At 42.8% G+C, this 12,632-nt stretch carries 14 protein-coding genes and 1 riboswitch; of the genes, 9 read left to right on the forward strand and 5 right to left on the reverse strand.

From position 1 onward, the window contains the following. Nucleotides 1-191: 191 nt before the first annotated feature. Nucleotides 192-1,232, reverse strand: a complete 1,041-nt coding sequence (locus tag LD39_RS13770) for a hypothetical protein (RefSeq protein ID WP_052158875.1) — start codon at nucleotides 1,230-1,232, stop codon at nucleotides 192-194. Beyond that, entirely contained in the window at nucleotides 1,219-1,566 is a 348-nt protein-coding gene (locus LD39_RS13775; RefSeq protein WP_156112647.1) for a PadR family transcriptional regulator, read from the reverse strand. The genes LD39_RS13770 and LD39_RS13775 overlap by 14 nt, the downstream gene beginning before the upstream one ends. 245 nt (nucleotides 1,567-1,811) lie before the next feature. Here LD39_RS13775 and LD39_RS13780 point away from each other — a divergent pair, with 245 nt between their 5' ends. Next, a complete protein-coding gene (locus tag LD39_RS13780) occupies nucleotides 1,812-3,296 on the forward strand; it encodes a Na+/H+ antiporter NhaC family protein (RefSeq protein ID WP_035548050.1) in 1,485 nt (494 codons plus the stop codon). 44 nt (nucleotides 3,297-3,340) lie between these two features. Here the strand turns inward: LD39_RS13780 and LD39_RS13785 are convergent, their stop codons facing one another. Beyond that, a complete protein-coding gene (locus tag LD39_RS13785; RefSeq protein ID WP_035548053.1) occupies nucleotides 3,341-3,826 on the reverse strand; it encodes a DinB family protein in 486 nt (161 codons plus the stop codon). Between the two features lie 108 nt (nucleotides 3,827-3,934). On the opposite strand from LD39_RS13785, the gene LD39_RS13790 reads away from it, so the two are divergent. The 8 genes from LD39_RS13790 (at nucleotide 3,935) to LD39_RS13825 (ending at nucleotide 11,394) form a co-directional block, all read left to right on the forward strand. Continuing rightward, nucleotides 3,935-4,180: a DUF2651 family protein gene (locus LD39_RS13790; RefSeq protein ID WP_197061429.1), complete on the forward strand. Its 246-nt coding sequence runs from the start codon at nucleotides 3,935-3,937 to the stop codon at nucleotides 4,178-4,180. A gap of 155 nt (nucleotides 4,181-4,335) precedes the next feature. Beyond that, complete coding sequence (locus LD39_RS13795; protein WP_035548056.1) at nucleotides 4,336-4,848, forward strand: NADPH-dependent FMN reductase; 513 nt, start codon at nucleotides 4,336-4,338, stop codon at nucleotides 4,846-4,848. A gap of 21 nt (nucleotides 4,849-4,869) precedes the next feature. Then, nucleotides 4,870-6,483 (forward strand): GAF domain-containing sensor histidine kinase, encoded by a 1,614-nt coding sequence (locus tag LD39_RS13800; RefSeq protein ID WP_035548059.1) that lies wholly within the window; start codon nucleotides 4,870-4,872, stop codon nucleotides 6,481-6,483. Next, complete coding sequence (locus LD39_RS13805; protein WP_035548062.1) at nucleotides 6,480-7,130, forward strand: response regulator transcription factor; 651 nt, start codon at nucleotides 6,480-6,482, stop codon at nucleotides 7,128-7,130. The genes LD39_RS13800 and LD39_RS13805 overlap by 4 nt, the downstream gene beginning before the upstream one ends. Before the next feature lie 170 nt (nucleotides 7,131-7,300). Further along, nucleotides 7,301-7,422, forward strand: a riboswitch (SAM riboswitch). Nucleotides 7,423-7,541: 119 nt separating this feature from the next. Next, a complete protein-coding gene (msrA, locus tag LD39_RS13810) occupies nucleotides 7,542-8,015 on the forward strand; it encodes a peptide-methionine (S)-S-oxide reductase MsrA (protein ID WP_035548064.1) in 474 nt (157 codons plus the stop codon). Between the two features lie 628 nt (nucleotides 8,016-8,643). Beyond that, nucleotides 8,644-9,564 carry a DUF1835 domain-containing protein gene (locus LD39_RS13815; RefSeq protein WP_035548067.1) on the forward strand — a complete coding sequence of 307 codons (921 nt, stop codon included), beginning with the start codon at nucleotides 8,644-8,646 and terminating at the stop codon, nucleotides 9,562-9,564. Nucleotides 9,565-9,593: 29 nt separating this feature from the next. Continuing rightward, nucleotides 9,594-10,685 carry an ethanolamine utilization protein EutH gene (gene eutH / locus LD39_RS13820; protein ID WP_035548070.1) on the forward strand — a complete coding sequence of 364 codons (1,092 nt, stop codon included), beginning with the start codon at nucleotides 9,594-9,596 and terminating at the stop codon, nucleotides 10,683-10,685. 55 nt (nucleotides 10,686-10,740) lie between these two features. Beyond that, complete coding sequence (locus LD39_RS13825; protein ID WP_035548073.1) at nucleotides 10,741-11,394, forward strand: peroxiredoxin-like family protein; 654 nt, start codon at nucleotides 10,741-10,743, stop codon at nucleotides 11,392-11,394. 37 nt (nucleotides 11,395-11,431) lie between these two features. Here LD39_RS13825 and LD39_RS13830 read toward each other — a convergent pair whose 3' ends face one another. Together LD39_RS13830 and LD39_RS13835 are read right to left on the reverse strand one after the other, a co-directional pair. Further along, the gene (locus tag LD39_RS13830) at nucleotides 11,432-11,683 is read right to left on the reverse strand and encodes a DUF4190 domain-containing protein (protein WP_035548076.1); all 252 of its coding nucleotides are present in this window, start codon (nucleotides 11,681-11,683) and stop codon (nucleotides 11,432-11,434) included. An 86-nt stretch (nucleotides 11,684-11,769) separates the two neighbouring features. Continuing rightward, nucleotides 11,770-12,294 carry a ribonuclease H-like YkuK family protein gene (locus tag LD39_RS13835; RefSeq protein ID WP_035548079.1) on the reverse strand — a complete coding sequence of 175 codons (525 nt, stop codon included), beginning with the start codon at nucleotides 12,292-12,294 and terminating at the stop codon, nucleotides 11,770-11,772. Nucleotides 12,295-12,632: the final 338 nt, after the last annotated feature.

The following is a 12,632-nucleotide window of genomic DNA, read 5'->3' on the forward strand; positions in this document are numbered from 1 at the left end:
GGAAAGCGAGTCGTTTCCCCTTCAACCCGAGCTCTCATCCAGCAACGGCCTAAATTGTCTCGAAACTGAGTCTTCAAGATAAGGGAGCTTTTATTAAATAATAAAAAGGGACTCGTTAGGAAGCCCCTTTTTGCCAATAAACATCCAAAGATAATTTAACAGAAAACAGTTTAGTAGGAAGGAGTAAGGATTTAGGTCTTGCTCACGCCGATTTTTTTAGTTAAGTCCATCCCTTTATTAGCCTTCTTAAACCCTTCAAAGGAATCAATGGCTGCAATTACAATAACTGTGATGATAGATGTTAATCGAGCCCATTGAAAAATCCGATCACTTTGCCCATTGAGGCTGTCAGCAATCAAATTGACAGCTCCTGAATCAAGCAGACTACCATTTCTGATCATCATACTGAAAATTCCGATGAACAAGAGATGTGAGAGTAAGTTGGCTGCTGCCAACTTGTTCGACCATTGGCGAGAACGCCATTTGTAAATGGATAAGGCAACTTCAACGATAATCAACAGGACTATGAACGGCCAGTAAGAAAGTAAAACTTCTTCATTGAAAATAGGAGTGATTTGTTTCAATCCAGCTTGCCCATCATCAAAGGTATAAATGGAAATCAAATGAGTGGCATTGAAATAAACCGAAGCCCAAATGGCGGTCCACAGCAATCCCCAGAAAACCTCCCATCTAGAGATAGCACGCTTTTTCGGAACAATAGTTTTGTCTTTTAACTGATCAGGTGTCCATTTTTTCCCAAAGGTTGTTTCAGGCAATTTCTCTGAAGATACGGTTCTTTCTATCACTATGAACGTGAGTGTCACCCAGAAAAATAATTGGATGCCTACCTCGATGGCAGTACTGGCAACTTTCCCGGCTATGGTCAGTAAAACACTGATAAGGCTTGCTTCTCCGTCATAACTAACGATTTCTCCAGCTGCCAAAGCAATCAATGAGATGGTAAGAGCAATGGGTAGAGAAATTTTCAATACAGAAAGGTAGGATTCGTAAAATGGCGGCCCGATCAAATGGGAAGGACTGTCTTTATAACGACTTGCAAGTGTAGCTGGATTTCCAAGGTTTTGCAACACGTCTTTTACATCTTTCTCTGTGTATCCTTCTTCCTGAAGCATATCTTCAATTGTAGATCTTAGTTCGAGTGCAACATCGTCTTGGATCCTCTCAGGCAGCCTGCGCGTGACCTCATATACATAGAGATTAATCAAGTCCATGCTTTTCCTCTCCTCTTAATAATTTATGGAGCTCTTTTGACGTTTTTTCCCACTCCACTTTTAACTGTTCGAAAATTTCCTTGCCATAGTCACTCAAAATGTAATACTTCCTTGGCCGGCTCTCTGTGGTATCCCATTTACTCGTTACTAATTCCTGTTTCTCAAGACGGCGGAGCAGAGGATAAAGGGTGCTTTGATCGATGACGACGCCTGACGATTCCAGCCGTTGGACTAGAGAGTAACCGTACTGAGGAGAGTCGAGTTGGCTCAAAACTGCTAACGTCAGCGCCCCTCTACGCATTTCTGTAATCAATGAATTCAATAATTTGCTCAACGACTCACCTCCGTATTTCTTATAGTGTATATTATACACTATTGTATGTTACATAACACTTTATATTTTTAACTCTCGGAATGTTTACATTGGGATAGGGGAGGGATACTAACCCATAATTCTTATTTTGATTGCCACTTATTTACTTTAAAGCATGAAAAAATTTGCTGTTTATTTGTAAGCGATTACAATGATAGGGTTAAAATGATAGAATAGTGTAGTAATTTGTCGAAGGAGGGAGACTTGTGGCACATCAAGAAAACAACGAAGTCATTGACGAAGCATTAGGGGAAAAATCCATCCAGCGCTTGGAGTTTAGAGGAGGCGTTTTTGCTGCCACCATACCTCTTGTGTTCTTCATCATTTGGGCGATTACACTCAGTGTGACAGAGCTTGTAACAGAAGAATCACTTGTTTTGGGGATGGTCATTGGCGTAGCCATTGGTTTATTCTTTTGTAAATCAAAATGGGCGGACTATGCTCAAAGTTTAATATCAGGAATGGCGCAGCCAGTTGGTGTCGTGGCTGTAATTGCCTGGTTCTGGGCTGGCATGTTTGCAAAATTATTATCCGCTGGAGGTCTTGTTGACGGTTTAATATGGTTCGGATTTCAAACCGGCCTTGAGGGAGGAGCTTTCGTAGGAATTACTTTCCTATTATCTGCTTTATTTGCAACCGCTGTAGGAACAGGGTATGGAACGGTAGCGACCTTCGGAGTCCTGATGTACCCTGCAGGAGTCATTTTAGGAGCAGATCCAGTTATTTTACTGGCAGCTATCTTAAGTGGTGCCGTATTCGGTGATAATCTGGCGCCCGTTTCAGACACGACAATTGTTTCTGCAACTACGCAAGAAGCGGATGTGCCAGGCGTCGTTCGATCAAGGTTCAAGTATTCCATTGCCGCTGCCATCCCGTCATTGCTATTATTCGTTATTTTTGGAGGCGGCGGTGAGGAAGGAAGCCGTGAAATTATTACCCAGCTTCAGAATGAAGTGACGCCGAATGGATTACTTATGCTGGTACCGTTCGCTCTTGTATTATACCTCGCTCTTAGCGGGCATCACTTGTTGACTTCCCTTACGTGGGGAATCGTCGTATCCATCGTTTTTATTTTTTTTACAGGGACTTCATTGACCGAAGTCATTCATATTTATCAAAATGATACGGGGGATGCCGTGGTCGAGGGGGCATTGATGAATGGAATCGGCGGCTACTTCAATATGGCCATTCTTATTTTATTCATTCTAGCTGCAGCCCACTTGTTGGAAGTGGCAGGCACGATGGAAGTAATTAAGAATTTCTTCTTACGTATTATTAATAATGTCGTTCGCCGTGCAGAGCTTTCCATGTTTGGAATCGTGGCCTTTTTGAATATCTTCATTACCATTAATACGGCAGCTGAAATCGCAGCAGCCCCGTTTGTAAGAAAACTAGGGAAAGAGATGAATATCCATCCGTATCGAAGAGCTAACTTCCTGGATACCGTGACTTCTTCCCTTGGCTATATTTTCCCGTGGAGTGGAGGAGTTCTTCTGGCCTGGGCGACCGTTCAGGGGGCAGCGGAAGAGTATGAATTCCTTCCTGTCATCGGTCCTACGCAAGTTTTCCCTTTTGTATTCCAAGGGTGGGGACTGCTCATCGTCATGTTTATTGCCGCATGGACGGGATGGGGACTACGTTACACAGGCAAAAACGGTGAAGAAGTAAAACCTGAAAATCAGCAAAAGTAATTCTGATAAGCAAAGCCCTTGAGCATTATACTCAAGGGCTTTGCTTAATTTAACTTTGCTTTGACTTCTTTCATTTGCTCAAGGTGGCGAAGTTCGTGCCATCCAATGAATTCAATCCACTGGGCTAGATTCATTTCCCCGAAAGCAGGGTGGGGGAAAACGCGATTCTTCAGCGTTTCTGTCTCCTTATTATGTACGAGGAACAGAGTCGCTTCGCGGGTTTTCTTCAATCCTTCTTTCGCATCCTCCAGAGTTTGAAATTCTCCTCTAGGCCTTACGGATTCAGGAGCTTCCACTTTATATTCTCTGTTTGTTGTTTTATGAAGCGGCTTATCAGCGGCTTGCTGTTGATCTCCTCTTTTGAGCGCCTGTTCAATTTGGTAAACCACTAGCTGTTCCATTAAGTATAGGTGCTCCAATACCTCCAAAATCGACCACTGATCCTCGGCAGGTTTTTTCTTAGCCTCTTCAAGTGAGACCCCTTCTACAAAGCCCAAGACTTCATCTCTTTTCTCATCAAGACCGTACATCCAATCATCCTTTCAATAGTATCTATAAATTATTCCATATATTTGAATGTCGCCATGTTCTGGTGTAATATTACACTAAAATGAAATGAGGTGAAACAGATGGGAGGAATGATTCAACTTGTCCTCTTCCTATTTCCTGTCACATCGATTATTTTAGGGTTAGCAGGTTTTTATCTATTCAAAAATATATGGGTCATGCCATTGTTCGTTGCACTTGTATCTATTACCCTGATGTTTACTGTTTTTAACCCTACCTTTTTAATGTGGGTGTTTATTTATACAGCTCTAGCCTTCAGTTCCGGGCTATTTGGAAAATCCTTTCATCTTATAGTTAATCGTAACAGAAAAGGATGAAGAAGACCGATTTTTGCATAAGGCAGTTGGAATATTAGACTAAAGTCGTAGAAAAACAGAACAGCCTCAGACTTTTCTACGATTGTTGGAACCACCTTTATGACGATGAACGAAGCTTTCTTTTTGCATATCGTATAAATAAAGGAGGTCTTCTTATGAACATCATCGTTATAAGTGGTACACCGAGGAGAACGGGAAGAACGAGAGTGGCTGCTCGTCTCATTGCTGAGCAGCTAGGAGCTGACTTGGTTGACTTGAGTGAACTATGCCTGCCATTTTTTAATGGAGAAAAGGAACAGGAGGAATCACCTGAAGTGCAGCAGTGGAAGCGAAAAGCTCACAAGGCAGATGCATTTGTATGGCTGACCCCGGAATATCATAATGGAATGAGTGCTGTTTTAAAAAATGCTCTTGAGTTTCTGGATGCTGAGTCCTTCAGACATAAACCAACCTTACTATTCTCCGTGGCTGGTGGAGGTAAAGGCGGCATCAACGCTCTTAATCAAATGAGAACAATCGGGCGAGGCCTTCGCGCACATGTGGTTCCGGAGCAGTTTGTCTTTGATCCCCATTGTTTTGTACACGGCCAAGGCTTTACTCGTGAAGCATCGGAGAAAGTATCAAAAATCATATGTGAATTTAATCGCTACATTGTTGTGAAAAGCTAGTTTGTTGATGAGGTGAAATGAATGTCCTACGAAAACGATCAGGAAATGAATACACTAAAAGTGATTGCGGAGACGCTAAATCGATCGAATGATCTTGAACAAATGCTGCAAACCGTATTAGTGAAGCTACTCGAGCTTACGAAACTGGAAACCGGGTGGATTTTTCTCGTTGGTGAAAAACCCCATTTTCGTTTTGTAGCAGATGTCCGCTTGCCGCCTGCCTTGTCATGGGGAGAAAAAAAGCCGATGTGCACTGGAAGCTGCTCTTGTCTGAATCGCTATTGGAAAGGCGATTTGGTTGATCCTATAAATATCATTGAGTGCAAACGTTTGGATGACGCGGTTCAATACGACTGGGGGGAGACGCGAGGCGTAACCCATCATGCTACCGTTCCGCTAGCCGCAGGGGAGGAGCGTTTTGGTATCTTAAACGTCGCATCTCCAGGGAAAGAACATTTCAGCAAAGAGGAATTGACGTTACTTCAATCGGTTGCTTACCAAATTGGTACGGCTGTAAAACGAACGAGGCTCTTTCATGCTCAGGAAAAGCGTGCGGAAAACTATGCGAACTTAAATGAAGTGATTCGTCTTATATGGAAAACTTCCAATCTCTCTACCCTTGCAAATGTAGTCGTCCGAGAAAGTCTGGATAAGTTCCACTGGCCTGTCGTCGGCTTTTATACAAGAGAAGGAACAGCTTTGAAGCTTAAGTCTTCTGAAACGAATCATGTTCCAGATCCTCTTCCTGATCAAATTCCTATGGAAGTCAAAAACGAAATTACTTTGTCATTCAAACAGCAAGAGCCGATTTCCATCAATCATGAGTCAAGGGTCGTCGAAGGGTTATCCTCTATGGCTGTTCCCATTACGATGAAGGAGGAATACATTGGCATCCTGTTTGTAGCTGGGCCTGACCCTGAAGCGTTCAGTGACAGTGATCGGGAAGTCATGCAAGCGCTCGCCGGGCATATTTCATTGGCTTTTGAGAGTATCCGTCTGCAGGAACAGAGAGGAGAAATGTTGCTTTACGAAGAACGGAGACGGTTGGCGCGAGACCTTCATGATTCAGTAAACCAGAAATTGTTTTCCCTCTCCTTACTCGCCCGTGGAGCGAAAGAAGTCATTTCTACAGATTTTCCTGCATTGAAAGACCCTTTGGATGAAATGCTTTCGCTATCCCATGGGTCATTGAAGGAAATGCGTTCTTTAATATGGCAGTTCCGCCCTGTAGGAGTGGAAGAAGGGCTGGTGACCGCTATCCAAAAGTATGCGGAACACCTCGGAGTAGGCGTTACATTCGATGTGGAATATGTTCCTGATTTTCCGCGTACCATTGAAGAAGCTTTGTGGCGGATCGCACAAGAAGCGTTGAATAATGTCAGCAAGCATGCGAGCGTTAATTCCGTCGCCGTCACGTTAAATGAAAGTGTTGATGGAGTGACGATGAAAATTGCTGACTATGGGAAAGGATTTGATCTTTCTCCAAAGAAAAGCGGTAAGAGGTCGTTAGGGCTGACAAGTATGAAGGAACGAGCGGAATTAATAGGTGGATCTCTTCATTTAGACAGCCGACCTGGAGAAGGGACTACAGTAAAAGTGTTTCTGCCTTGGAAACCAAAAGGAGAGTCGTCATGAAAATCAAAGTGTTACTGGTCGATGACCATCTCGTCGTCTTAAGAGGATTACGGTTCTTTTTAAATACTCAGACAGATATTGAAATCGTTGGTGAAGCAGAAAATGGGCAGGAGGCTTTGAAACTTGTAGATGAACTGCAGCCTGATGTCGTGCTGATGGATTTAATGATGCCCGTAATGGACGGGGTAGAAGCGACTAAACGGCTGAAAGAGGTAAATCCGCAAATTAAAGTTGTCGTTTTGACTAGTTATTCCGATCAGGACCATGTCATCCCTGCACTTCAGGCAGGAGCCGTCGGTTATCAGCTGAAGGATATCGAACCGGACGAACTGGTAAAAACGATCCGCACGGTTTATGAAGGGGAAAAGCAGCTTCATCCAAAAGCGACTTCCATGCTGTTGACTCAAATGACTGGAGAACAAGAAAAACAAGCTGAAACATCCTCCGTATTCAAGCTTACGAAAAGGGAAAAAGAAGTACTTCATCAAATTACATTAGGGAAAAGCAATAAAGAAATCTCTGCGGATCTCTACATAACTGAAAAAACTGTCAAAACCCATGTGAGCAGTATTCTTAGTAAACTTGGTCTGCATGACAGGACACAGGCGGCCATTTATGCTATGAAAAACGATCTGTTCCAGTCATAGATTTTAGGTAATCGTCTAGAATAAAGGACAGGCATTTTCGGTAAGAACAGTGAATACAATATGGAAAAGAAAGCTTGATGTGCAGAAAAGAAAATTTTTTAAGCAACCACCTTTACTTCACTGTCGAAACATTGTAAGATGGGAACTACAATAAAAATTATAACGGAAACTTCTTATCCAGAGAGGCGGAGGGACTGGCCCTTTGATGCCCGGCAACCATCGAATCAATCTAAGGATTGACGAGAACGGTGCCAATTCCTGTAGAGTGCATTTGCATTCTAAGAGATGAGAGGATCGTACGGATATTTACGACCCCTTTTCTTACACTGGATAAGAAAAGGGGTCTTTTAGTTTTTATATAAACCGTCAGGCTCTCGATAGAAGTTGCGTTAGGGAAAGGAAAGATGAGACATGGCAACAGCTATTTTTGGTGCAGGGTGCTTCTGGGGAGTTGAAGCATTTTTTGAAAAGTTTGAAGGTGTGACAGCAACTAGAGTTGGTTATACAGGCGGACACGTAGAGAGTCCATCCTATGAAGAAGTGAAGTCAGGGAAGACTGGACATGCGGAAGCTATTAAAATTGAGTACGATCCGAGTGTCATTACTTACTCTGAGCTTGTAAATATCTTTTTTGAATCGCATGATCCAACGTCAAGAAACAGACAAGGGATAGATGAAGGACACCAATATCGTTCTGTGATTTTCTATTCAGGTGCTAGTCAGAAGTATATTGCTGAAGAAAAAATTAATGAGTGGAATGAAAAAGGAATCTTCAAGCGCCCAATTGTGACAGAGGTCAGGGAATCATCCACTTTCTATGAAGCAGAAGAGTATCATCAAAAGTATTTCCAAAAGAACGGTTCCGTTGCTTGCGGAATTGGCTGATATTTATAAAAGAGACTGGGACAAAAGTGTTTTAGCCAATACTAAAATCCGAACGATGGTGAAATCTTATGATAAGGTTTCACCATCGTTTGGATTTTTTTATGATAGATTAGCGCAACATGCCCAATATTCGGCATTACGTCGGACGTTTGTTATGTAAGGTGGAAGTATGGTCGCTCCGACAGAATGCTTCGCTTTCCGCGGGCACGGCCACAGCCTCCTTGCGGAAAAGGCGCCGTTGAGGGGTCTTCCGGACACGTGCTGTTCCCGCAGGATTCTCCGCATTCTGTCTACGCTGATGAAAACTACATGTAAAAGAAGGATTTAAACTATTCCAGCGTAGGAAATACACGGAGACTTCTGCGGGAGGAAGGCGTCGGTGAAACCCCACAGTGCGCAGCGTGAAGAGGCACACCAGCCGCCCGCGAAAAGCGGAGTGTATTTCCGAAGCGGTCATTCAGAGAAATCCATTACTTCTAAATTTCCCTACCCTTAGTTGTTCGTTTTTAGATTGGCTGCTTTTAATTATATCCCAGCCCCTTTTTTGTTGGCTTCTTGTCATAAGGAGGATTTCCTACCCAATGAATCGAAAAGGAAGGTAAAGACTCGCTGGACAGGGGGATGGGAAATGGTTCATATCGTGAATGGAGATGCAGTTGCTGAAAAGCTGAAAGTAGATGGGGACGTCATCGTTTGGAGAGAAATGTATGACATGGGCCCTCTTCACTATTCTTGGAGTTCCGATGAAATGATTAGTCGCAGAGCTGCTTTCTTTGAAGAGAAATTGGAAATACCTTCACCTATATTCATACAGAATTGTCATGAGCAAGAAAAGAGGTTGAAAGATATTTCTGAGAATGAAGAGGTTGTCCTTTGGATCGAACATGATCGATACGACCAGGCGATGCTCCTGTATCTCTTACAAAAACTAGGCAACAAACACGTCTCCTTATTTATGGTTACTTTAGATCGTTATCCCGGGGTTGAACGATTTCATGGATTGGGACAATTGGAGGCTGGGCAGCTCAGCGAATTACTTTTACATAAAAAACAGATAACACAAGAACAACTCCAAGAGGCTCAGTCCGGTTGGAGAGCTTATACTTCCTCAGATAACGATGCCATAAAGAAATGGCTGGAGGAGGAAAATCATCATCTGCCTTTTTTGAAGAGAGCCATGGAGGTCCATCTCGATTATTTTCCTTCTTTGGAAAACGGACTGAACAGTGTTGAACAATTAATCTTTCAACTTATTGAAGAGGGAGTAGAAAGCTTTGGAGCACTGCTAAAAACGGTGACCGAACGACGTTTGAATGACGGGCTTAGCGATTGGCATATGGCGGCGCTAATGAGAGAGCTGACCAAAGGACAGTTCCCGCTTCTTTCCATAGACGGAGTGCTTCCTAATTATGAAAATAAGAAAGAAAATCCTTGTTTATCCCTAACAGCCGAAGGGAAGGAAGTCCTTGTTAAAACCAAGAGTCGTTTGGAATTGGTCGGAATTGATTGGTGGGTTGGAGGCGTTCATCTTTATAAGGGCTGCCGTTAAACTTTTTACTATGGGTTGGGGGGATTGTCATGTGGGTGAATGATGCCATCTTAATCCTCATGTGTACATTTATGGTTCTTGGAGCATTGGATTATTATGTATTGAATCACCGCCTTTCACTAGGATGGCGTTTTTATGAAGCATTTATGATGATGGGCCCGCTCGCTCTTTCTATGGTAGGGATTATTTCCCTTGCTCCCGTATTATCGAGATGGGTCGCGCCTCTCATCGCTCCGATATACAATAGCTTTGGAGCAGATCCTTCAATGTTTGCTTCCATGATCCTTGCGATAGACATGGGCGCTTATCCCTTAGCGAATTCACTGGCGCTGACGGAGGAAGCGGCGGTTTTCTCATGGGCATTTTTAGGAACAATGATGGGACCGACGCTTGTGTTTACCATTCCCGTCGCTTTGACTGTCATCCAAAAAAAGGACAGGTCTTATTTCGCCCAGGGAATCCTTATCGGCTTGATGACAATTCCCGTAGGCTGTCTCGTTGGCGGATCTATTGCGGGATACGAATGGGAGTGGATGGTGAGAAATTTGCTCCCCACTATTCTTGTTTCAGGATTCATCGCCCTGGGTTTATGGTTGTTCACGAACGCAACCATCAAGATTTTTGCTTACTTTGGAAAAACGGTAGAGGTTATCATCATTACGGGTCTTGCAGCTATTATAATAGAGACACTCACGAATTTTACAGTCATTCCTGGGATGGCTCCTTTGTCTGAAGGCGTGACGATCGTAGGCCGAATCACTGTCACACTGGCGGGGGCTTATCCGCTAGTTGGCTTTATCAATCAGCGCGGTAATAAATACTTTTCTAAATGGAGTAAAAAATTAGGAGTGAATGGAACGTCGATGACCGGTTTGATCGCTTCCCTTGCCCATCATTTGCCGATGCTTGCAACGATGAAGGATATGGATGAGCGAGGAAAAGTGGTCAATGCAGCCTTCGCTGTAAGTGGCGCCTTTGTTGTAGGTAGTCACTTCGCCTTCGTAGCAGGAGTAGAGAAAGATATGATTTTGCCTGTTATAATCGGAAAATTAACAGCAGGTCTTCTTGCCATCGGATTGGCATTGGTCTTCACAAGAAATTCTAAGCAGATGATTTCATGATTTCATAGCCAACTTGTGTACTGGGTTATGAATCCAGGGTAAAGGAGTTTTTCTAATGGAAACAACCTTGAAAAAGCACTACGAAGAATATATCTCTAAGTTTAAATCTGCCACTCCTGAGGACATTCAGAAGAAGATGAAAGACGCTATTCAAGAATTGGAAGAATCTGATGAAGGAAAAGGTCTGAAAAAAGGAGAAAAAGCTCCCAACTTCAACTTGCCGGATGCCAAAGGAAATACTGTAGAACTCTATGATCAATTAGAAAAAGCCCCTGTAATCCTTACATTCTATCGTGGCGGTTGGTGCCCTTATTGCAACATGGAACTACGAGCTTATCAACAAATCCTCGATGAGGTTCATGAAGCGGGAGGGGAACTGATAGCCGTCAGCCCAGAAAACCCAGATCATTCTCTATCCACTACAGAAAAAAATGAATTAGAATATCAAGTGTTAAGTGATGTCGGTAACGAGGTCGCTAATCAATACAATCTCGTCTATCAACTGCCGGATTACCTCGTAGAAGTATACAAAAACAAAGGTTTAAATGTGGACAAACACAATGGAGATGAGACATGGACATTGCCTGTTTCCGCCACTTATGTCATTGATACAGACGGAACCATCGCCTATGAATATACAAAAAAAGACTATAAAGATCGTGCAGAGCCTTCAGAGGTTCTGGAAGTTTTGAAAAGCGTAAGTAAATAAAAAATAAGCCGCCTTTGACCGGGCGGCTTATTTTTTATCAATTGACAGAGAAAAAGAAGACCGAACCAAGCAAAAAGAGGACGATGACTCCTATTTGTATGCAGATTCCCACGATGCTGCATACCTTCCCTGCAACCGCAGCTTTCTTGCCTTCTTCACTTGTATCATAGATAGATTTCAATGCCCCATTTGCGAATACTAAGCCTATTATACCTAACACTAGCCCTACAACGGGAATGAATAAAGACATAATTCCAAGGGTTAACGATGTAATTGCTTTTTGATTCACTGCCTGGCCTCCATTCCATTTTAATCTCTATCTACTTATACGGATGATCCTTATAAAAGGATTCATATATAGAATCGAAAGAATTGTTACTTTGTATAGCGGTTCGCATAGCTGCTGGCTACAATAGAGTCTGGTTTGATTTTCGGTTCCATACCAAGCGATTCGATTCGTGCCATCATTTCGTTTACATATACCCTTGTCCGGTTTCTTTCTCCTGAGCCGATGTCGATATGCCCCTCAATCGTAAAAGTCGCTCCTTTATAAATATGAGGAAGGACCACATCAATCAGCTCATTTTTCTTTTCTTCGGTAAATAAAGCCGCTACTTCTTCTGTCAGTGAAGTCTCATAGGAAATCCGTTCATGCAGAGTCGTCATCAAGCGCTTCATTCGTTCTTTTCGAAAGCAAGCCCACGCCCCTTTTCCCATACGTTGAATGACAATACCGGTAATGAAAATCGTATGGTCAGGATGGACTTGTGAATCTGTCCCCAGCATTAACCGGTAGTTTCCAAGTGGATCACTTTTCATAAAATGAAGTATGTGAGAAAAAACTTGATCAAAATCCATTTTTTTATGCGAAAGGTTCTGGAACAAGAATCGTTTCGCCATTTCGTACACCCCTTACCTCTCTTTATCTTGAAACAAGCCGAGTAGGAACATGGTTGTATTAAGATATTCATGAAGGACGTGCAGCATGCGTATAGATAAAATCCCGTCATTTATTTTCAGCTTATCATGTCTCTTTTTTCAGTATCCCACTTGAATAATAAGTTCATGTAAAACTCTTAAAATGAAAGCAGTGTTAATACTCATTTTTAGTGCTCTTATTCTAAATAAGCTCCCGATTTTGGAAGACTCAGTGTCGAGATAACAGCTGTTTCCGTTGCCTTAGACAGAGAAAGGAGTGCCGGTAAATCACTCGCTTTCCGTGGGCGGGCGCTGAGCCT

This window comes from Halobacillus sp. BBL2006 (assembly GCF_000786645.1).
GTDB lineage: Bacteria > Bacillota > Bacilli > Bacillales > Halobacillaceae > Halobacillus.

Excerpts from the sequence above, each read along its gene's own strand:
- LD39_RS13770 (WP_052158875.1), bottom strand. The coding sequence starts at position 1,232 with ATGGACTTGATTAATCTCTATGTATATGAGGTCACGCGCAGGCTGCCT.
- LD39_RS13785 (WP_035548053.1), bottom strand. The coding sequence starts at position 3,826 with ATGTACGGTCTTGATGAGAAAAGAGATGAAGTCTTGGGCTTTGTAGAA.
- LD39_RS13790 (WP_197061429.1), top strand. The coding sequence starts at position 3,935 with ATGATTCAACTTGTCCTCTTCCTATTTCCTGTCACATCGATTATTTTA.
- LD39_RS13795 (WP_035548056.1), top strand. The coding sequence starts at position 4,336 with ATGAACATCATCGTTATAAGTGGTACACCGAGGAGAACGGGAAGAACG.
- LD39_RS13800 (WP_035548059.1), top strand. The coding sequence starts at position 4,870 with ATGTCCTACGAAAACGATCAGGAAATGAATACACTAAAAGTGATTGCG.
- LD39_RS13805 (WP_035548062.1), top strand. The coding sequence starts at position 6,480 with ATGAAAATCAAAGTGTTACTGGTCGATGACCATCTCGTCGTCTTAAGA.
- msrA (WP_035548064.1), top strand. The coding sequence starts at position 7,542 with ATGGCAACAGCTATTTTTGGTGCAGGGTGCTTCTGGGGAGTTGAAGCA.
- LD39_RS13815 (WP_035548067.1), top strand. The coding sequence starts at position 8,644 with ATGGTTCATATCGTGAATGGAGATGCAGTTGCTGAAAAGCTGAAAGTA.
- eutH (WP_035548070.1), top strand. The coding sequence starts at position 9,594 with ATGTGGGTGAATGATGCCATCTTAATCCTCATGTGTACATTTATGGTT.
- LD39_RS13825 (WP_035548073.1), top strand. The coding sequence starts at position 10,741 with ATGGAAACAACCTTGAAAAAGCACTACGAAGAATATATCTCTAAGTTT.
- LD39_RS13835 (WP_035548079.1), bottom strand. The coding sequence starts at position 12,294 with ATGGCGAAACGATTCTTGTTCCAGAACCTTTCGCATAAAAAAATGGAT.